The organism is Mucilaginibacter myungsuensis, assembly GCF_015222005.1.
GTDB lineage: Bacteria > Bacteroidota > Bacteroidia > Sphingobacteriales > Sphingobacteriaceae > Mucilaginibacter > Mucilaginibacter myungsuensis.
In genome coordinates this window covers 262,978-284,475 of sequence record NZ_JADFFL010000006.1, presented here as the reverse complement: position 1 = coordinate 284,475, position 21,498 = coordinate 262,978, and the positions used below count along the sequence as shown (strand labels likewise).

Below are 21,498 nucleotides of genomic sequence, written 5' to 3'. Positions count from 1 at the left end.
TTTATTTATTGCTAATAGTAGCGGCAATATGCGGATCCGAAAACCGTGGGTCGTGAATAAATGTATCGTCGGTCAGCATGCTCAAAAATGCGATGATGGCTTTCTTTTCATCCGCCTTCAGCGATAACTGCGTGCCGTCTTTTCGATTTGAAGCCCCTCTAAATATATCACTTAAAGCGGCCGAAGTTTTTATATGATCGCTGTAATGGTCTAATACTTCATCCAAATTCTTAAACCGACCATCGTGCATATAAGGCGCTGTCAAGGCGATGTTGCGTAGTGTTGGTGCTTTAAAGCGACCCTGGTCAGTGGCCAGCGCCGTCAGGCTACCAATGCCTGCATCTTTACCTACCGTATCCAGTCCGTTGTTATGGAAAAGTTCCATATAGGTTTTCACCCCGCCATGGCATCTGGAGCAATTAGCACCGCGGATGCTTTTGGCTGGTTGTGGGGCATTATTGAATAACGCTAAGCCTTGCAACTCCTGTTTGGTCGGTTTGTGTTTGCCTTGCAGATATTGGTCGTATTTAGAATTGGCGGATATCAGCGTGCGCTCAAATTGAGCGATAGCTTTAATAATGGTTACACCGTTGATACCTTCCTCTTTGCCAAATACTTTATCGAATAGTTCGGGATAAGGCATTTTACGGCTTAACTTACGCACAGTGGTTTGCATCATTTGGCCCATCTCGTGCGGGTTTTGCATGGGGATAGCGGCCTGGCCTTCCAAAGCATTAGAGCGCCCGTCCCAAAATAACTTGCGCGACCAAAGCATATTAGCCAAACTCATGGAACTTCGCGAGGTCAACGAACCATCTACCCCTGTACTGAAAGCTTTACCATCCGTAAAGGCCAAAGCCTGCTGATGGCAAGTACCGCAACTGATCTTATTATTGGCTGACAAGGCCGTCTCGTAAAAAAGCATCCTGCCTAAATAAACCCCTTCTTTGGTGGTCGGGTTATCGTCGGGAATAAAAGTGCGGTTGCCAAAGTTGGTCGGGTAGTTGAATTGGTATGGGCCGATCGGCACAGGGTCGTAGGTCCAACTTGTGATCGTGCCGACAAAAGCAAGCAGCAACACCATCACCAGCCACTTATTTAAATACAAGAAGTTTTTACGCTGAATGATGTGCACCTGTTTGATCACTATCCTGCAAATATAAGTAGCTTTGGTAATGGTCGATACAGAAACTTTTCGCCGCCTGGCGCTTTTTCATCCTGATGTTGAAGAACTACCCCATTTTGAGAAAACATCTTTTAGATGGCGTAACAAGATCTTCGCCACCTTGCGCGAGAGCGACGGGCTGGCCATGGTGCAGTTATCGCTGACGGATCAGGATGTGTTCTGCTCGTTCGATAATGGCTCGGCTTTTTATCCCGTGCCTAACGCCTGGGGTAAAAAAGGGTCCACCTTTGTTAACTTTGATCTGGTACGTGAAGATATGCTGGCTGATGCCATCAACTGTGCTTATCAAACCTTGATAAGTAAGCAGTTGCCAAAGAAAAGCAAACCCTAATTTAATTAAAACATTAGGTATCTGTACTTGTAGTTAATAAAAACCAAACAAACATTAACGATGAAAAAGATCACCTACTTAATGACAATGCTTGCCGCCGCCTGGATGATACAAGGTTGCGGAGGTTCATCAACCACCACAGATAAGGCTGATAGTGCGAATGAGGCTAAAGCAGATACATCGGCAATGGCTGACAGCGCCGGCACTAACCCGGGTATAACTGTAGAAGAAAGCGACGCAAAGTTTGCTGTAGATGCTGCTAATGGCGGCATGGCCGAAGTTGCGCTGGCTAAATTGGCCCTGCAAAAATCAGCCAACGCACAGGTAAAAGAGTTTGCCAATATGATGATCGCTGATCACGGGAAGGCTAACGAGGAATTGATGGCTTTGGCTAAAGCTAAAAACATCACCCTGCCTGCTACGGTAAGTGAGGATAAACAAAAAGAAGCCGACGACATGGCCAAAAAAATGGGCAACGATTTTGACAAGGCTTACGCGGACGCAATGGTAAAAGACCACGAGAAAACTGTGAAGATGTTCGAGCATCAAGCCACTGTTGCTAAAGATCCGGATCTTAAAGCATTTGTAGATAAAACCTTGCCTACGCTAAAGATGCATACCGAGCACATTGCCGGTATCAACCAGTATCTTAACAAATAGTAATACCAGTCTATACCTTAAGAACGGGGCGCTTTGAAAGAGGTGCCCCGTTTTCTTTTTATGGGGCTTTACAGTAGATAGGTAAAATCGTATAATTGCACATCTATGGCAGCACCTATCGTAACCGGATTATTGGCCTTCGGCATGTCGGGCCGTTTATTTCATGCACCTTTTGTTCACGCGCACCCGGGCTTTCAGTTGAAAGCTATTGTGGAGCGTACTAAAAAAGTAGCACAAGGGCACTACCCCGATGTGCTAAGCTATGACAGTACCGAGGAGTTATTGAACGACCCCGAGATTGAGTTCATCATCGTCAACACGCCTAATAATACGCATTATGATCTGTCTAAACGTGCCCTGCTGGCAGGTAAACACGTGCTAACCGAAAAGCCCGCCGGTGCCACCGTTGCCGAGGTGCAGGAACTGTATGATCTGGCCCGCAGGGTAGGCAAGCACTACCTGGTTTTCCAGAACCGCCGTTGGGACAGTGATTTCCTGTCGGTGAAAGAAGTGATAGAGAGCGGCAAGCTTGGTCGCCTGATCGAGATCAATTGCCGGTACGATCGTTACCGCCCAACCATTAGCGTAAAGAAATTTAAAGAGGATGCCAGCCTTACATCGGCAGGTATTACTTATGACCTTGCCCCGCACCTGATCGATCAGATGATCAGCCTGTTCGGCAAGCCGCTGACCTGGACCAAGACCGAGGCATCGCACCGCGAAAACTCAACGGTTACAGATTATTTTAGTTTCCATTTAACCTTCCCGCATCAGATAAACGTATTCCTTTCGGCAGGCTGGCTGATCGCGCAACCGCTGCCATCTTTCGTGATCCACGGTAGTTTGGGCAGCTTTATCAAGAGCCGGACGGATATCCAAGAGGAATTGCTGGACAAGAACGTCCCACCGACCGATGCGAGTTATGGCATTGAACATCCCGGCAGCGAGGGTGTTTTGACCGAGGCTGACATGGACGCTAAAACTAAGTCGAGCAGGTTGACAGCCCCTAAAGGCGATTACACACATTTATTTGAGGCCGCTTATCATACCATTCGCGAAAACGCGTTATTCCCGATAACCGAAGAGCATATTATGTGGCAGATGGAAATGCTGGAGGCATAAATTAAACCAATACGAACAAAAGAACTCAAAACCCTGATATGAAAAAACTACTGGTATTATTATCATTTGTACTTACCGCGACATTAGGTTACGCTACTAAAGAGGCCGGTGCCGGAACTGGTACTGCCCCAAAACCAAAGCCGATCCCTAACTACAAGATCCTGACCACCGACAGCGTTTGGAAAACACCTGCCAACCTGGCCAAAGGCAAGCCGGTAGTGCTGATCTATTTTGCGCCAGATTGCAGCCATTGCTTAAAAATGATGTACGAGATGCAGCCAAAGCTGAAAGAGCTGGCAGGGATACAGGTAGTGATGATCACCTGGTCTAACAATCACGATATCCGCGCCATCAAGATATTTAAGCGCGATTTTGACCTGAAGAAACACCCTAACTTCACCATTGGTACCGAAGGTTATACAGGCGTGGTGCAGCGTTATTACGAGATAGATACTACCCCTTACCTTGCTTTGTATGACAGCAACCGCAAGTGGGTAAAGGCATTTGATAAAGTGACCAAGACCGAAGAGATCTTAGCGGCATTGAAGAAGTTGAAGTAAGCAGCCCTTACTACGCATCCCCAAAAGCCGGGCGGTATTGTCAGAATATCGTCCGGCTTTTTTGCTTATCAATAAAGTTACAGAAAGCCTATACCACGATCGCCTGCAAAAACTGACCTTTGCCGGATGAAAATTTACAGGTTCCTGAACCTTCTACTGGTTATTATTTTACTATCTGCTACAAACACATTCGCCCAGCAACCGGCCGGCAAAGGCTCGGTAACGGGTAAACTGATAGACAGCGCCAACGCCCAGCCGTTGGCTTTTGCTACCGTATCGCTTATTAAAAAAAGTGATAACCTGGCCGCCAAAAGCATCCAGACCGATATGGACGGCAACTTTAAGCTGGACAATATGCCCGATGGAGCTTATACTCTTCGTGCTACCTACGTGGGCTACGCCACTGTTAATAAAGATGGTTTTACGATCGATGCTACCAAGCGCGTTTTCGCTGTCGGCATTATCAAAATGATCGTAGGTAAAGGCCTGCTAAAAGAGGTGGCCGTTACATCGCAAAAAAGCAATATCAAATTAGGTATCGACCGTAAGACCTTTGCCGTTGACCAAAGTTTGGTAAGCCAGGGCGGATCGGCGACCGACCTGCTGAGCAACGTACCATCGGTTCAGGTTGATGTGGATGGCAACCTTAACCTGCGCGGATCGGGCAACGTGCGCGTGCTGATCAATGGTAAACCTTCGGCATTAACAGGCGCCAATGTGGCCGATATCCTGCAATCTATCCCGGCCAGCGCTATCGAGAATATCGAGCTGATCACCAACCCGTCGTCTAAATTCGACGCGGAGGGGCAATCGGGTATCATCAATATCATCCTTAAAAAGAATGCCCGCTTAGGTTTCAACGGTTCGGCATCTATGACGGGTGGTAACTATAACACGTACAATGGCAACCTTAATCTGGCTTACCAAACATCTAAAATTAATGTGTACGGTAACTACAGCTACCGCCGCGGCGACAGGGAGGGTAATGGTTTTACCAACCGTACAACTTATCGCCCGGGCGACCTGCTGTTCCTGAACCAAAGCAATAACCAAAGCTTCGGTCAGCGTGGTGGTAATATCCGTACCGGCATTGATATCAACCTTAATGAGCAAACCACCTTAGGCATCAGCGGTAACTTTAACTTGCGTAACCGCGATCGCTTTCAGGGCGGCCTCACCAGCATTTACAATAGCCTGGGCACGCAAAACCAGCAGACGATGCAGAATAGCACATCCCGCGCTACAGGTAATTACAATAACGATTATAACCTTGATTTTAGCAGGAAATTTAAAAAACAAGGTCAGGAGTTTACGGCTAATATTGGCTACTCGCATGGTAAAGAATCAGCTAACGACTTTTTGTCCTTAGAGAAATATTCATTGGGCATGCTCGATTCAATTGGCGGCCAGTTCAACCAGAACGGCGGCAACGGCGACAATCTCAACCTTCAGGCAGATCTGACCTTACCTTTAGAGAACGGCCGTAAATTTGAGGCCGGATACCGTAGCACTATCGCCAACAACTACAGCAATAATGATGTATCATCTTTAAACCCGGCTACCAAAGGTTATTTTGTAAATAATGACCTGACCAACCATTTTATATATCGTGAGCAAGTGCACGCCGTTTACAGCAACTATCAGCAGCAATTCGGCAATTTTGGTGTGCAATTAGGCGTGCGTGCCGAGCAGGTTTATATCAATACATTATTGCGTGAGAATGGTGGTGTACGTAACAACCAGAATTACTTTAGGGTTTATCCAAGCTTGTTCCTAAGCGATAAGCTGAGTGAGAACCAGACCCTGCAATTAAGCTATACCCGTAGGGTAAGCCGCCCGCGCGACAGGCAGATCAACCCATTCCAAGACAGGAGCGATCCGTTCAACTATTTCCAAGGTACGCCGGGATTACGTCCCGAGGATACGCACTCATTTGAGTTAAGCTATATCAACTACTGGAAAGCGTTGACCTTAACATCGTCGGTTTACCACAGGCTGACCAACGAGAATATCCAAATGATCCGCCAGCCATTGACAGACCAGATCACGGTGATGACCTTTAAAAATATCTCGCGCTCGCAAAACAGTGGTTTCGAGCTGATCGCCAAAGTAAATGCGACCAACAATTTTGACGTGACCGCTAACTTTAACTCGTTCTACCGACAGTTGAATGCCGCGCCTGAATATAACTTGCCGTCATCATCGGGCTTTGCGTGGAATGCCAACCTGACGGGTAATTACAAACCGACCAAAGCATTGGGTATCCAATTACGTGGTGATTACAACGCGCCACAGGTAATGAGCCAGGGCCGCATGAAAGCCATGTATGGCCTGGATGCAGGTGTTAAATATGATGTGACCAAAACCGTAAGCCTGAGCGGCAACGTGCGCGACGCGTTCAATACCCGTCGTTTTGGTTCTACTATCGAGGATAATCTATCTACTATCCGTTACATGCAAGAATCGAGCAGACGCTGGCAAAGCCGTACGTTCACGTTCACGCTGTCGTACCGTTTTGGTTCGACACCAGCTCCGGATAAGAAAAAGAACCGCGGCATGGGCGACGATATGGGCGGCGGCGATGGCGGCGACGGCATGGGCGGCGGTACTCAGGGAACCATTAACGGTGGCGGAGCAGGTGCGGCAGCGGGCGCTAAGCCACCTGTCGTTGTACCTCCGGTGAAGTAAAAAATTACGTTGTTACGGTCCAATACGCGACCCTTGATATCCGAATGTTCAGCTTAGCGAATGTCCGGATATCAAGGGTCGCTTCGTATTTGGGATCGACCATTTTGTGATGTTCGGCTTATTTTCTATAAATTGCTGTCAGCTTTACTGATCGTAAACCAATGGCCGAACTCCAAACTCAGAACTCAAGACTACTCTCCCTCGATGTCTTCCGTGGTATTACCATGGCGGCTATGACCCTGGTCAACAATCCCGGCGATTGGGGCCACATTTATGCGCCTTTAGAGCATGCCGCCTGGAATGGCTGTACGCCTACAGATCTGATCTTTCCATTCTTTGTATTTATTGTTGGCGTATCGACAGTGTTTTCTATGGAGAACAAAGCCGCCGATCCGGTTAATCATGGTAAAATGATATGGGGAGCTGCCAGGCGCGCGCTTTGGCTCGTCCTGATCAGTTGGGGTATCCAATTGTTCTACCATCACGATCCGCTTTGGTGGAACATCACTCACCTCCGTTTCCCCGGAGTGTTACAACGGATCGCACTGGTATTCTTTATCTGCAGTATCCTGTACATCAAATGTTCGCAAAAAACACGGGATGTGGTGCTTGCCGGCTCATTGGTAGGTTACTATATGATCATGACATTTATTCCTGTCCCCGATGGTAACCCCGCCAACCTTAACCCGGATACCAACATCGGCGCCTGGTTAGACCGTACACTGTTGACCACCGACCATCTTTGGAAACAAGCCGTTACCTGGGATCCTGAAGGTTTGTTAGGTACCCTGCCTGCATTAGGTACAGGTTTATTCGGCATCCGCGTAGGTAGCTGGCTAAAACGCGCTGACAAGGACAGCGCCGCCAAAGTGACCTGGCTGTTTGTTTACGGTGTAACAGCCGTGGTAATTGGCTTGGGCTGGGATCTTTTCTTCCCCATCAATAAGGCATTGTGGACAAGCTCCTTTGTGCTTTACACCGGCGGCTTGGCTACTATTGCACTCGCATTATGCTATTGGTTGATAGATGTGCAAGGCCACAAAAAAGGACTATGGTTTTTTGTTGTTTTTGGCGTGAACGCCATATTAGCCTATGTCCTCAGCGGCATCATGCAAGGCCTTATCGATCTGATACCAATTGCCGACGTTGGTAACACCAAATGGCTTTATAAAAATTTGATCGCACCGCATTTTACGCCTTACAACGCGTCATTGATACGGGCTATCATTTATGTGGCCATTTGTTGGCTGCCGTTATACTATCTTTACAAAAAGAAGATCTACATCAAAGTTTAAACACTACCAAAATGAAATTGAGAACATCTATCGCCCTTATCGCGGGTATTGTTGCGTTAAGTTTTAGCGACATTAAAGCGCAAACCACCCAGCCTGCACCTTCGCCGGCATTAAAAGCTGCCGAAGAAATGCTGATCGCATCAGGCGGAAAAGAGCAATTTGAAAAAAGTGCCGCTGCCGGCATGACCCAGGCATTAGCGAATATTCCTCAAGAGAAGCGTGCTAAGTTTACCCAGGCAATGACCACCTTTTTAGGCAAATATGTAACGTGGGAGATCATGAAACCAGATCTTTGCCAGGTTTACGCACGTGAGTTTACCGTAGCAGAACTAAAAGAATTGACCGCATTTTATAAAAGTCCGATAGGCATCAAATTCCAGGCAAAAACACCGATCATTCTGCAAACTACGATGGCACTAAGTCAAAAGGCTGTTGCTGATCATCAGGCCGAGTTGCAGCAACTGATGATGGACGCGATGCAATAAGATCGGGATTCATTAAAAATTCAAACAGTAGACCGCGATAGTTGATACACAGCTCGCGGTTTGCTGTTTTAGCTGCATGCTGTTGTAAACCAGTATGTAGCCGTCATGCTTTATGGTAGAAGCCCTTTTACCATAACTAATTGCAACGCAATTACGTACAAACAACTACCAATTATATTTCTCTGTTCATGACCACGTCCGCATAGCCGGGGTTATAAATAGTATTAGCCGCTTCCTGTTCTCCCCTTGCCTTGTCGCTAAACCGAACGAGCATAAACCTATATAACCAAATTTTAATTTTTTGTGCATTATTATGAGAAACAACACCAACACCACTACGGTACCTTTTTATCCAAGCGTGCTGCAACAATTGTTACATCAAAACAAAAAACTCATCATCATTTCGGCATTAGGCTTCAGTGCCTTAATGTCGGGCTGTAAAAAAGAACAGTCTATTACCACCGAACAACCTGCCAACGCTACTGCTACGGTCACCGGGCCTGAATTAAGGGTGAACGCTGCCCCGCCAACCCCCACTAAAGCCGAGGCCCTGGTGGCCATGCAGGTTTACAATAACCACTTTTATAATCAGTATGGCACTTATGGACCATCCTACAAAGCCTATTATTGGAAGGATGATAACCACACCGGCCGCATGGATTTTTGGACACAGCAAGAGGCTATCGAAACCCTGATAGATGCTTACGCCATAAACCCAAGCACCGACCTGAAGAACAAGATCGTTTACTTATATAACGGCGTGCGCGACGGCTACGGCCTGCTATGGAGCAACAATATATATAACGACGACATTGTTTGGGGAGCCTTGATGTGCGTGCGCGCGTTCAAGATCACTAACGACGGTGGTATGCTGGACATGGCCAAAAACAACTTTAACATGATGTGGAACCGCGCTTGGAATACTTCATCATTAGGCGGCGGCCTGTGGTGGACAACCGCTAATCAAACCAAAAACACTTGCGTAAACGCACCTGCGGTGATCTGCGCTATGTTGTTATACCAAGCCACCGGTGATGTTGCCTATAAAAACAAAGCCAAACTGATCATGGATTGGATGGTAAGCCGCTTATATGTGGCATCTACCGGCGAAGTAAAAGGCGCGATAAACGCCGCGGGTACGATTACCGAAGGACCATTGTCCTACACCCAGGGCACATTCATCGGCGCTTGCGACCTGCTTAGGGCTGATTACCCCGCTGTAAATTACCTGGCTATGGGCACCAAAGCAATGGATTATGCACGCAGTAACATGTGCATCACATCCGGCGGCATCTTAAAAGATGAAAATGGCATCCCCGACACCCAAGGTATGAAAGGCATTTTTGCAAGGTGGGCTTGCAGATTTGTGAAGAACACCGGCACCCGAACAAACTACGGCGCATGGCTGGATGCCAACGCTGCCCAGGCCTGGTCTATCCGCAACTCGCAAGGTTTGATGTGGACCGTTTGGGGCACCCGCACACCTGAAAGTGTGCGTAATGCCTTCGAGACCACCAGCGGTGTGTCTATGATCAATAATATTTATTTCTATCGCTAATTAAATTCGCTCGTTAAAACTAAAGCGCATTAAGTCTGGCATTGCTTCAGGGCTTAATGCGCTTTTTATCATTTACTAATTCGATAGCCGCTTCTATCTCCATAAACGGGGCATGAAAAAGCGTCCTACCGCCGCCTTTGTGCACTGTAGATACCTACCTTGCCACTACTTAGGTAAGCTACCAAACATACCACCGCAAAATAGATAAGGTACTGCGGACCGAATAACTCCCAGCCCATAATAGTACAAGCGATAGGGGTTTTGGTAGCCCCGCAAAACACACCAATAAAACCAAGCGCGGCAAACAGGCTTACAGGCGCGCTCATAACCCCGGCAAGTGCATTACCCAAAGTTGCGCCGATGTAAAAGAGCGGTGTCACCTCGCCGCCTTTAAAGCCTGTGCCGAGAGTGATGGATGTGTACACCAACTTCCATATCCAGCTTGATGCATCCGCGCCGCCGGGATAGAAAGCCGATGGGATGGTTATTGCGCCGGGATATTCGGGGGCTACACCCAAACTCAGATAGTCGGGCTTACCGATAATGAAGGTAAGCAATACGATAACAACGCCGCCGAACGCCGGTATCAGCCAACTTATTTTGACCAGCCTGGCAAAGCTATCTTTCACCAAATGGGTAGCCCTTGCAAAACCATAACTCACCACGCCAAAGCAAATAGCAGCGACGGCAGCTTTAAGCATTAGCATGAAATTGAGGTGCAGTTGATAACCGTAAAACCTGTAGTCGGCAGGTGTAACATCAATATGGTAGTGGGTATGCGGCACGCTCCAGGCCCAAACGGTAAGGTGGCCTACAAGGCCGCCAACCAGGCAGGGGATCAACGCATCGTGCTTTAAACGACCAACGGTCAGCACTTCGATGGCGAACATCGCTCCGGTTATTGGCGTGCCGAATACCGCCCCAAAGCCGGCTGCTATGCCCGCGGTTAGTAAAAGTTTGCGCCCCTCGCCATCGAGTTTAAACACATCAGCTAACCAATTGGCTACACTGCCACCGATTTGCACGGCCGTCCCCTCGCGCCCGGCAGATCCGCCGAAGAGGTGGGTGATGACGGTGGTGATCAGGATGAGCGGGGCCATACGTTTAGGCACACCGGCACCGGGTTCATGTATCTCGTCGATGATCAGATCGTTGCCACGCCCGGCCGAACTGCCATAAAGTTTATACAAAAAATGGATGCCGATACCCGCCAAAGGCAACAGGTACAACAGCCATATATGCCCGAACCTAAAATGGATAGCCCAATTAAGCAGCACCAAAAAGAGCGCCACCATACTACCAATGGCAACAGAAACAGGCACAGCCACCAGCGCCGGACGAATTGCAGACTTATTAAAGATATTTTTTAGCATACACCTACAGGCAAATAAACAATTAATTTATTTGGGTAGGCGCCATCAGCTTTGCAGCGGTTCAATTAGGTGGAGCACCATCACCTTTTTTAGATAAGCAAAGATAATATTTAGTCCGAAAGACGGGAAGTCCGAAAGACCGGAAGTTAGAAAAGATGCTTTTGCCCGGAAACGAGCGGCTATAGTCCTTTGACACAGGAGGCCCCGCTATTTATTTCAAGTCCTCGCCGCTCTCTATACTCTTGGCCGTCCCCGTTCCGGGCTTTCCATTTCCATCGGGATCACATTGAACGCTCACTACTGTTGAACACTCATGGCACCTATCATCGCAGCTACTTTCGGTCTTTCGGACTTCCCGTCTTTCGGACTAAAAACCTAACTTTACACCATGTCCATCTCTCCCGAAATAGAACAACGCATAGCTGCCCTGCAACAAAAATACGAGGCCATGGGCCAGGATATGGCATCGTACCTGGATGGTTTGTTGTATGCTGATTTTTTGACCTATTGGGATTATATCCACCTGGATACGTTGCTAAGTTTGCAAAGCCCCAAAACGCCGTTCCCCGACGAGGAGATCTTCATCATCTACCACCAGATCACGGAGTTGTACTTTAAACTATCGCTGCACGAGTGCAAGCAGATCGCAGCCCATCCATCGCTTACTGCTGAGTTTTTCACCGCTCGCCTAAAACGGATCAACCGTTATTTTGAAGCGCTGACCCACTCGTTCGAGATCATGGTGGATGGCATGGAGAAAGAACAGTTCCTGAAATTCCGGATGTCCTTATTACCCGCAAGCGGTTTCCAATCCGGCCAGTACCGGATGATAGAGATACACGCGACCGATTTCATCAATCTCGTCGCGAAAGATAAGCGTGAGGAGTTAGCCACCGCAAGCATTGCCGAACAATTTGAATACATCTACTGGAAATTTGGCGCGACTGAATTATCGACCGGAAAAAAAACACTGACGTTGAAGCAGTTCGAGAAGAAGTACGCTAAAACTTTTATCGATCTGGCGCAAAGTAACGCCACCAACAATTTTAATAACCTGTACAACCAGTTTAAAGCCGCCAGACAAGCTACCCCCGAATTGGAACGCGAACTTCGCAACCTGGACGTCCATGTGAATATCAACTGGCCACTATCGCACTATAAGTCGGCCGTACGTTACCTGCACCGCGAGCCTGAAGAGATCAAAGCCACCGGCGGTACCAACTGGCAAAAATACCTTCCGCCGCGTTTTCAAAAACGGATCTTTTACCCGCGGTTATGGAGTGCAGATGAGATTGGTAATTGGGGCAAGGCTTGGGTAGAGACGGCTTTGGGTATTGTTTAATGATTAATGGATCATGGTAGAAGGTTCGATTTTTAAGCAGCATCCCGTAGCGGTATCATTTTATGTGGCCTACCTTTTAGGGTGGCTATGGATAGTATATTTGTTTCTGAAGTACGGGGATGACGAACTGCCGGGTTTTGTACTCCTTGCATTTTCTGCCGTATTCATGGCTCCCTTCCTCATCGTTATCACCATTCTAACTGCGGTATCCAAAACCGCCTCAAAATTCTATTTCAGATTAGCGTTATTGATACTTGCACCGATACCACTGGCCTTTATACTATCGATGTTAAAGCACACCACCCTCGGCGCAGACTAAAAAAAGCCGCTCCATTTTGTGAAGCGACTTAGCAATGTTATTTTCTTAGCTCTTATTTATAAGTGATCTTAAAGATCGCTCCCACAAAGTCGTCAGAAACATATAAAGCGCCGTCAGGTCCTTGCGCTAAACCCATTGGGCGGTACTTGTACGGGCCGGTCGGTTTTTCCAGATCTTGTCCGGTAAAGTTATCGGCAAATACTTCCCATTCGCCTGTTGGCTTACCGTTAACAAATGGTACGAATGCTACAAAGTAACCACGCGTTGGCGATACCGACCTGCCGTGGAAGGCGATGAAAGCGCCATTTTTATATCGCTTAGGGAACATATTGCCGGTGTAGAACAATATTGCATTCGGCGCCAAATGGCCGGGGAATGAAATGACCGGGTCGGCAAATTTGCTGTCGCCGGGTTTAGCGCCGTCGCCGCCATACTCGGGGGCCAGCATGCTCTTTTTTAATTGCTGATCGTAGTAAGTGAACGGCCAGCCCGCGTCTAACCCTTGTGTTAACTCGTACATGGTCTCGGCAGGTAATTCCGAGCTTTTTTGACCGACAAAGAACGCACCCGATTGTTTATCAAAGCTGCGGCCGTGCGGCATAGCGAAAACGCTTTTAGTAACGGGGTTGTAATCTATGCCGACAACGTTCTTCAATCCGGTCGCAAAGCGCACACCGTCGCTGTAAGTTTGGTTCTGTTTAGATGCCTTGAATTTCCAAACGCCGGCTGCCGAATCCAATATCGGGCAACCCGGTATCCCAATGGCCGACTTAGGCTGACGGCAAGCGTCAGACCATGAACCAACGGTCACATATAAATTACCCTGGTCGTCAAGCGCAAGCGATTTAGAGTTGTCGTTCCTTTTATCTAATAGGCCGGTCACAATGGTCTCGGGCTTATTCGGATCGATCACCTGCCCGTTCTTGTCCAACTTATAACGGAATACCGCACTATTTGATGAGGAATATAAATAACCATCTTTGATCTTAACGCCGGTACCCGGGTAATCGCCAAAAGCGAGTTTCTTATCCAGACGCCCATCGTGGTTGGTATCGGTCAAAAAGAAAACCCCTTTACCACCCCTGCGCGGATCAAAGTTCTTACGGGCGTAGATATCGCCTTTGGCATTCGCCTCGATATGGCGGATCGGACCTAACGAATCGGCAACGATGGTGGCGGTAAATCCACCCGGCATTTTCAGATCGGCGATTTTAACAGGAGTGTCGTTACTGGTCTTGAATGCAGCAAAGGCGGCAAGCCCCACAAGCAGGCCCGATGCGCAGGCCGCTTTCATAAGTTTATTGGTCATTTTAAATTGTGATGTTGTTTGTTCACTATTAGCGTAGCCAATATACAAATAAGCTTACCCGAGGCGGCTTTGTATCATTAATTTGACAGCCGGAAGGTAAGCTTATTATCGGTCTATTTAGTCGCTGTAGTGGGAAATATCACGTCACTTCTTAAACCTTAATATGGTATAAGAGTGCGCCGGGAAACTGTACTTTACATTATTCCCTGTCAATTGCACGGTCGTCTCCTTGGTGGATGTTCGGGTCGGTTGCTCCGGAGTGTTCCTTGCTTTCAGGTCACCTGCCAGCGTTGCCACCTTAACCGCCGGGTTGCTCCGGTCGAAGCCCTTGATATCGATATTGGTCTTCACCTCATCTTCTTTGATGTTAATGATGTGCATAATCAATTCGCTGCTGTTCTCATCGCGGGTAACGGTCACATCCAGGTCGCCTTTGGTAGTGCTCGACACTAACAGCGGTTGATGCGCTTTCGCGGCCATTTGCCCGGAATAAAACGGAGGCATACCCCAAACCTGCGATGGTGTAAAGAATATCTGCCCCTGATCCCAGCCGTTGTCATTTTGCCCCAATGCTTGCAAGCCATTGGCCGCGCAGGAAGTCAGCACAAAATCGCCATGGCGGCGGACAGCGTTCAGCGTAGTAGCATGACCCAAGGCCCGCTGCTGATCATGCAGGCCACCGTTCTCTTCAAATATAGCAATGCGCATTTTGGTATTCGGGTCCCACTTCAGGAACAGGTCGCGCATGTTCTGCAGGTTCTTGTCAACCAAAGCACCGGCATTAGCTTCGTCGGCATCGGTGTGCAGGTCCCAGTAGTCAGCCTTGCCGTTGATGGCCTTAAACACCACTTCCATATTGCTCGACTTTGGCCTCCACCATGCCGCGCAGATCACTTTGATGGACGGATCTTTAGCATGGATAGCATCGTACAGGATATTGAAACGCTCGGCATAATGCACGTAATCTTTAGGGTTATCGCCCCAGATCACTTCCTCGTTACCCAGCTCAATATATTTTACCGGATAAGGTTTAGGGTGACCGGCCGCCGCGCGCTTTTTACCCCAGGTGGTGGTAGCGTCACCTGTCAGGTACTCCACCATGTCGGTCACGTCCTGAGGGGTTTCCTCTACATTAATGGCAAAAGCCGACTCGACACCGGCGGCCTCGCAAAAAGCAACGAACTCGTTGATGCCGAATTTATTGGAGCTGTACGGGTACCAATGGCCTTTATACGGCGGGCGCGTTTCCGTTGGGCCTACCATGTTCTTCCATTTGTAATCGGGCACATTGACCATGGTACCGCCGTAGCGTACAAAGTTGAGGCCCTGTTCTACCATTTTATTGGCAATATCGGCCCTTAAAGGCAAGCCTTTGAATTGGTCCTTGCCTGTCGACATTAACACCGCCTGATCCAACATCAGTTTACCTTTGTTTTGTATGTAAACAGCAAAACGGGCCTTACCGTCGGTTGTGTTTGCTGTCAGGTTGAAAGCATGTTTTTTCCAGTTGGATGACAGGCCGCTCAATTGCTGCGTAGCATAAGTTTTAGTCCCGGCCGCGTTTTGCAAAGCCACGGTCACCGGGCCCTTGAACTGATCGGCCTTTAAATAAATATACCCCTGAAACTTTTGCCCCCGGCGAACGCCGATGCCCCAACGGTTCAATCCGTTATTGGCTAAGCCAGCTTTGCCTGTACCGCCCAGATACTCGATCACTTGGGCTTGTTTGCCATTAAAGGCATCATCCGCTAATGAAAAATTCACTTTGGCCGACGGCGCACTAACGGCATCCCAAACCGAGCTGACCTGCAATGGCTTACTGCTGATAAACTCCACCGGTACATCAACGGCATCACTCTTTATCTTGATCCCGCGGAATTGCGCATCGGCAAAGAATGTCCTTAAACCTACGCTGCCTGCCTCTAAGGGGTTATTGGTATCGGTAAAGTCTATCACTGGTTTGGTCTCGTTATTTACGTAGATGGTTAAGTGTGCCCCACGGATGTCAACCCGCAAGTGCGTCCAGCCGGTCTTATCAAACTTAACTTTCACCTCTTTTAGCGACTGGAAATTTTTACGGTGTTTACCCAAAACTATGGCCTGCCGCTCGGGCGCTAAGCTGATCTCGTAACCGTCAAAATTATCGGCACCAGGACCTGCGTTGTTTACATGGGTAATGAAACCGGCTACGCCACTGCCTTTAGGAAAAGCGATATCAGCTTCGATGCTGCCATCCTGTATCACCGGCGTTTCTTTGATCAGCTTGTAACCTTCGCCCGCATTAACGGATACGCCGCCGGGAATGGTACCCCATTCGCCTTTAATTGTTCTCCAACCTTTAAATTGACGTGATGGTGCAGGCTCTTCAAAGCTATCGCCATACAGGCGCTGATCGTACAGACCGCCGTATATTTCGTGGTTAACGTCTTCGATACAAGTTCCGTAAAGGTTGGCCGGTATCTTATTCAACACTTTGGCAGCGTCGATGGTAATACGCGCCGTTTGCCCCGATGCGGCAAGGGTAGCTAATAAAGTAAAGCCACATTGTGCAATAAGTTGACGGCTTATGTTTTTGGTCATAGAGATGATCTGGTGATGATGATATTTAACGCTCCTAAGATCTGTGTTCGGCCCCAGCAGTGATCGCACGCAATTGATAACTTTTAGTTCGATATTGACCAAAGGCGTGCAAGCTACGGATCAAGTTAGTGAAAGAATTTGGCAAGAACGTTCAAATTTGTGCAGGCTTTTATTACCTAAATTAGCGATCGCGGAAAATGGCATACCGGCACCCGCATATATCTAAAATATATGGAGACAATAAAAATGATCAGCAAAAAATATATCCTTGTGGCTATAGGTGTCGCGTTATTAGTAATGGCTGAACCGGCAGATGCGCAAAAGAAAGTATTGGTTAAAAAGATCGTTCATCCATTAGATCTTCGGGATGTTAAGGTAGACGATGCCTTTTGGGCACCTAAACTGAAAACATCGAGCACCGTAACAGTTTACGATGTGCTGGATAAACTGGAGGGCAAGTATGACCCCGACCGTCAGGACATAATCGACGAGAAACAAAAATGGGGACGCACCCGTAATGCCTTCCTTAATTTTGATATGGTGGCCCAAGGCCAAAGCAAAACCAACAAGCACGATGGTCCACCTTGGTACGATGGCTTGGTTTATGAGACCATCCGCGGCGCCGCCGACCTGCTGATCCTTAACCCCGACCCTAAACTGGAGCAGAAGCTGGATGCCTATATTAAACGCATAGCAGCGGCACAGGCGGCAAGTCCTGATGGTTATCTGAACACCTACACCACCCTCACCTATCCCGAAAAACGTTGGGGCCTAAATGGCGGCGAGGACCGCTGGCAACACGATGTGTACAATGCCGGCATGCTGGTAGAGGCCGCCGTACACTATCACAACGCCACTAAAAAGACCGAACTATTAAAAGTGGCCGTTAAGCTGACCAACCTAATGGCCGGCTTTATGGGGCCGGCACCTAAACAGAACGTGGTTCCCGGCCATGCCGGACCAGAGGAGGCGGTGTTGAAGTTGTATCAACTATTTAAGAACAACCCTAAACTAAAAGCGCAATTAGGTGTCCCGGTGAACAAGCAAGCTTATTTAGCCTTAGCCAAGTACTGGATAGATGTACGCGGCCATTACCAAATGGCCGATGCCAACAGCAAACGCAAGACCGACGGCGCCTACAACCAGGACCACATGCCGGTGACCGAACAAAAGACCATTGAAGGCCATGCTGTGCGTGCCACTTTGTTGGCCACCGCCGTTACAGCCATGGCTATGGAGACCGACAACGCCGCCTATGCTAAAACCGCCAATAATTATTGGGACAACATGATAGGTAAACGCCTGTTTATCACAGGCGGACAAGGTGCCATTCACGAGGACGAGAAATTTGGGCCTGACTACTTCCTGCCAGAAAATGCTTACGGCGAGACCTGCGCATCTATCGGCTCGGGATTCTTCTCGCAACAGATGAACGAGCTGGAGGCCGACGGCAAATACATGGATGAGTTTGAGCGCGTGGCCTATAATAACCTGCTATCGGGCGTATCCATTAGCGGGGATCATTACTATTATGAGAACCCATTGTTAGCTAACGGCCACAAGCGCTGGAACTGGCACAGTTGCCCGTGCTGCCCGCCCATGATCTTGAAGATGTTCTCGGCCCTGCCGGGATATATTTACGGGCAGGATGGTAAGGCGGTTTATGTTAATCTTTTTGTAGGCAGCGAAGCTTCTTTAAAAGTGAACGGTACCGAGGTGCTGGTAAAACAATCTACCGGGTATCCATGGAAAGGTAATTCTAAGATCGAGTTGCGTACCGCCACCACTAAAGCTATTCCGGTAAAGATCCGCATACCGGGTTGGGCACAGGGTAAAGAGAATCCTTTTGACCTCTATTACTCCAAAACCACAGGTTCGGTATCCTTAAAAGTGAATGGCAAAGCTGTTCCGGTGAAGGTTGATAAAGGCTACGTCACCATTACCCGCCAATGGAAAAAAGGCGATGCGATAACGCTGGACCTGCCTATGGCCCCGCGCCTGGTGACCAGCAACGAAGCCGTAGCATCGGTAAAGGGAAAGACCACCATTGCTGCCGGACCAATGATCTATGGTTTTGAAGATCTGGACAACCCGGGCGTTAAAGGTTACAGCATTAAGTCTGATGTGAAAATGCAGGTAAGCTATAACCCATCGTTATTGAACGGTATCAACACCATCAGCGGGCAAGCCACCAATAAAGATGGCCAAACCGTGAATTTTACGGCAATACCGTTTTATGCGTTGGGTAACCGTACGCCTGGCGCGCCTTACCAGGTTTGGATGCCGGAGAAGTGAGAAACGTTTTGATGGTAGATGACAAGCCCAAGTCTCCCTGCTTGAGCGGGGAAGCACAGACCATATATAAAGAACCTGCTTTGATAGGGGTGTGCCCTTTCGCAGACTTTGCAAACGGAGGACACGCCCCTGACCCCGCTCAACCGGGGACGCGCGACTTTTGCCGAGAGCCTCTGCACAGACGTTTAACTGTCAAACTCTCGTATCTTATTAGTAGCTTTAGTGCAGCTAAGGCACGGTAAAATATGAGGATCTTCCGCGAGAACATAGTTAGTCCAGATAACCTTTTTGTGGTTAAGGAAGAGGAATTTAAATACAACGACTTCCCCTTCCACGCGCATCCCGAGTTCGAGATCATCCTGATACTGGAAGGGGCAGGCAGGCGCATCGTTGGCGATAGCGTTACCGAGTTTACCGCTACCGATCTTTGCATGTTCGGGGCTAATTTGCCGCATACCTTTTTCACCAAAGGCATGGGCGAGCACGAGGCCATTAAACAAGTGGTGATCCAATTTCACGAGAATTTTTTAGGTCCCGGTTTCTTTGACCGCGAGCCTTTCAAAAACATCAAGGCGCTGTTGCAACGCTCATCCCAAGGCATCGTTTTTGAAGGTACGGATAAAGCGGAATTTGCTAAGAAGATCCACGCGCTGATATCTAAATCTCATACCGAGATCGTAATCGGTCTGCTGGATATTTTGCACTCTCTGTCGCTTTCCGAAGGTCAGACCTTATTATCCAGCCCGAAATTTATGAGCGGGCTTAACTTTGACGAATCGGCCCGGATGAGTAAGGTTTACGACCATATCCTGGAGCATTACCGTCGGGATATCACACTTGACGAGGTGGCATCCATAGCCTATCTATCCCCATCAGCCTTTTGCCGCTATTTTAAAAAGTTCACCCGGAAGACACTTTCTGAATTTTTGACCGACCTGCGTATTGGTCATGCCTGCAAGCTGCTGCAAACCAGCAACCTCAGCATATCACAGGTTAGTCTGGACGCTGGTTTTAACAGCGTATCCTACTTTAACCGCAAATTCAGGGCCGTTAAGGGTGAAACACCGATGGAATATCAGCGCCATTTTATGGTGAGGCGGGCAAATTAAGCTGCATCTCATTCAGCGTCAACATTCCATTTCCTCCCTATCAGCATAAACCCTACATTTGCATTTTTTATTTAACGCGTGGGAAAAGATAAGTTAAGGCGCTTTGCCGAAATAGAGACATTCGATAATGTGGTGCAAATGGAAGCCGGTAAACCCTACCAGGGCAAATGGGCATCCGAGTTTTTCGAGAACGATAAACCTGTAGTATTGGAGCTGGCTTGTGGCAAAGGTGAGTACACCGTAAACATGGCCCGCTTATTCCCCGACAAGAACTTTATCGGTATAGACTATAAAGGCAACCGCATCTGGCGTGGTGCTAAGACCGCTATAGATGACGGCATTGATAACGTTGGTTTCCTGCGTATCCAGATAGAGAACCTGACCGACTACTTTGCACCCGGCGAGATCGACGAGATCTGGATCACTTTTCCAGATCCACAACCACAACTAAGCCGTGAGAAGAAACGCCTGACATCGCCCCGCTTTTTAAACATGTACAAAGTGCTACTTAGACAGGGCGGCATCATGCACCTGAAGACCGATAACGACGGCCTGCACCAATACACGCACGAAATGATAGCCGGACTTGGCCTTAAACTGCACGTACGTACCGAGGATCTGTATAACTCCGACCATGTGAATGAGGTGCTGTCCATCAAAACCTATTACGAGAAGAAGTATCTGGCATTTGATAAGAATATCAACTACCTTAAATTCTCGTTCGAGTAAGATAAAGCGATGATGAGTCCCGATAACTTTTACGATATGGTTTACCAGGTTGTGCGGCTGATCCCGGCCGGGCGGGTAACATCGTACGGGGCTATCGCTAATGCTATTGGTACACGTGGGCGTACATCGCGCATGGTGGGTTATGCCTTGAAACATGCCGGTAGCGTGCATCCGCAGGTACCCGCTCATAGGGTAGTGAACAGCCAGGGTTTGCTGACTGGCAAGTTCCACTTTGGTGGTAGCACCATGGAGCAGTTGCTGGCGAGTGAAGGCGTAATGGTAACGGATAACAAGATCGTCGATTTTAAGAAAGTGTTCTGGGATCCGGCTACGGAATTGTAACACAGCCGCTCATGTTCACGCGTGAACATGAAGCACCCCACCAAGTGTAACTCACTCACTATCAATGCTATTTTTCTAAGCCGTGAACACGCGGCAATGAACGGGGCGTGGCAAACACGACACAATACACTGTATAACAAACACTTAAACAGAACAAGACCGACCACATGGCGGGATACACCCGTGAACATACTTTTGCGACAACTTGAGCGTAA

At 48.3% G+C, this 21,498-nt stretch carries 17 protein-coding genes and 1 riboswitch; of the genes, 13 read left to right on the top strand and 4 right to left on the bottom strand.

Annotated features, from left to right (window positions below):
- Position 1 precedes the first annotated feature (1 nt).
- Complete coding sequence (locus tag IRJ16_RS16640) at positions 2–1,147, bottom strand: cytochrome-c peroxidase (protein ID WP_290246148.1); 1,146 nt, start codon at positions 1,145–1,147, stop codon at positions 2–4.
- Between the two features lie 28 nt (positions 1,148–1,175).
- On the opposite strand from IRJ16_RS16640, the gene IRJ16_RS16635 reads away from it, so the two are divergent.
- The 8 genes from IRJ16_RS16635 (at position 1,176) to IRJ16_RS16600 (ending at position 9,885) form a co-directional block, all read left to right on the top strand.
- Positions 1,176–1,517: an MmcQ/YjbR family DNA-binding protein gene (locus tag IRJ16_RS16635; RefSeq protein WP_194112744.1), complete on the top strand. Its 342-nt coding sequence runs from the start codon at positions 1,176–1,178 to the stop codon at positions 1,515–1,517.
- A gap of 60 nt (positions 1,518–1,577) precedes the next feature.
- Positions 1,578–2,177, top strand: a complete 600-nt coding sequence (locus IRJ16_RS16630; RefSeq protein ID WP_194112743.1) for a DUF4142 domain-containing protein — start codon at positions 1,578–1,580, stop codon at positions 2,175–2,177.
- Positions 2,178–2,282: 105 nt separating this feature from the next.
- On the top strand, positions 2,283–3,299 hold the full coding sequence (locus IRJ16_RS16625) for a Gfo/Idh/MocA family oxidoreductase (RefSeq protein ID WP_194112742.1): 1,017 nt from the start codon (positions 2,283–2,285) through the stop codon (positions 3,297–3,299).
- Positions 3,300–3,337: 38 nt separating this feature from the next.
- On the top strand, positions 3,338–3,859 hold the full coding sequence (locus IRJ16_RS16620) for a TlpA family protein disulfide reductase (RefSeq protein WP_194112741.1): 522 nt from the start codon (positions 3,338–3,340) through the stop codon (positions 3,857–3,859).
- Positions 3,860–3,985: 126 nt separating this feature from the next.
- Entirely contained in the window at positions 3,986–6,547 is a 2,562-nt protein-coding gene (locus IRJ16_RS16615; protein ID WP_194112740.1) for an outer membrane beta-barrel family protein, read from the top strand.
- A 161-nt stretch (positions 6,548–6,708) separates the two neighbouring features.
- Positions 6,709–7,842: an acyltransferase family protein gene (locus IRJ16_RS16610; RefSeq protein WP_194112739.1), complete on the top strand. Its 1,134-nt coding sequence runs from the start codon at positions 6,709–6,711 to the stop codon at positions 7,840–7,842.
- Positions 7,843–7,853: 11 nt separating this feature from the next.
- Positions 7,854–8,327 carry a DUF2059 domain-containing protein gene (locus tag IRJ16_RS16605; protein WP_194112738.1) on the top strand — a complete coding sequence of 158 codons (474 nt, stop codon included), beginning with the start codon at positions 7,854–7,856 and terminating at the stop codon, positions 8,325–8,327.
- Positions 8,328–8,640: 313 nt separating this feature from the next.
- Positions 8,641–9,885 carry a glycoside hydrolase family 76 protein gene (locus IRJ16_RS16600; RefSeq protein ID WP_194112737.1) on the top strand — a complete coding sequence of 415 codons (1,245 nt, stop codon included), beginning with the start codon at positions 8,641–8,643 and terminating at the stop codon, positions 9,883–9,885.
- A 125-nt stretch (positions 9,886–10,010) separates the two neighbouring features.
- Here IRJ16_RS16600 and IRJ16_RS16595 read toward each other — a convergent pair whose 3' ends face one another.
- Positions 10,011–11,258, bottom strand: coding sequence for a voltage-gated chloride channel family protein (locus IRJ16_RS16595; protein ID WP_194112736.1), 1,248 nt, complete (start codon positions 11,256–11,258; stop codon positions 10,011–10,013).
- A 29-nt stretch (positions 11,259–11,287) separates the two neighbouring features.
- A riboswitch (Fluoride riboswitch) is annotated at positions 11,288–11,352 on the bottom strand.
- Between the two features lie 294 nt (positions 11,353–11,646).
- Here IRJ16_RS16595 and IRJ16_RS16590 point away from each other — a divergent pair.
- Positions 11,647–12,600, top strand: a complete 954-nt coding sequence (locus tag IRJ16_RS16590) for a tryptophan 2,3-dioxygenase family protein (RefSeq protein WP_194112735.1) — start codon at positions 11,647–11,649, stop codon at positions 12,598–12,600.
- A 371-nt stretch (positions 12,601–12,971) separates the two neighbouring features.
- On the opposite strand, the gene IRJ16_RS16585 is transcribed toward IRJ16_RS16590, so the two are convergent.
- Together IRJ16_RS16585 and IRJ16_RS16580 are read right to left on the bottom strand one after the other, a co-directional pair.
- Positions 12,972–14,228: a PQQ-dependent sugar dehydrogenase gene (locus IRJ16_RS16585; protein ID WP_194112734.1), complete on the bottom strand. Its 1,257-nt coding sequence runs from the start codon at positions 14,226–14,228 to the stop codon at positions 12,972–12,974.
- Between the two features lie 144 nt (positions 14,229–14,372).
- A complete protein-coding gene (locus tag IRJ16_RS16580) occupies positions 14,373–16,808 on the bottom strand; it encodes an alpha-L-arabinofuranosidase C-terminal domain-containing protein (protein ID WP_194112733.1) in 2,436 nt (811 codons plus the stop codon).
- Between the two features lie 231 nt (positions 16,809–17,039).
- On the opposite strand from IRJ16_RS16580, the gene IRJ16_RS16575 reads away from it, so the two are divergent.
- The 4 genes from IRJ16_RS16575 to IRJ16_RS16560 all read left to right on the top strand — a co-directional run bounded on the left by IRJ16_RS16575 (position 17,040) and on the right by IRJ16_RS16560 (position 21,283).
- Positions 17,040–19,103 carry a glycoside hydrolase family 127 protein gene (locus IRJ16_RS16575; protein ID WP_228080252.1) on the top strand — a complete coding sequence of 688 codons (2,064 nt, stop codon included), beginning with the start codon at positions 17,040–17,042 and terminating at the stop codon, positions 19,101–19,103.
- Positions 19,104–19,348: 245 nt separating this feature from the next.
- Complete coding sequence (locus tag IRJ16_RS16570; protein ID WP_194112732.1) at positions 19,349–20,212, top strand: AraC family transcriptional regulator; 864 nt, start codon at positions 19,349–19,351, stop codon at positions 20,210–20,212.
- 78 nt (positions 20,213–20,290) lie between these two features.
- A complete protein-coding gene (gene trmB / locus IRJ16_RS16565) occupies positions 20,291–20,941 on the top strand; it encodes a tRNA (guanosine(46)-N7)-methyltransferase TrmB (protein WP_194112731.1) in 651 nt (216 codons plus the stop codon).
- 9 nt (positions 20,942–20,950) lie between these two features.
- Entirely contained in the window at positions 20,951–21,283 is a 333-nt protein-coding gene (locus IRJ16_RS16560; RefSeq protein WP_317174013.1) for an MGMT family protein, read from the top strand.
- The last annotated feature ends 215 nt before the right edge of the window (positions 21,284–21,498 follow it).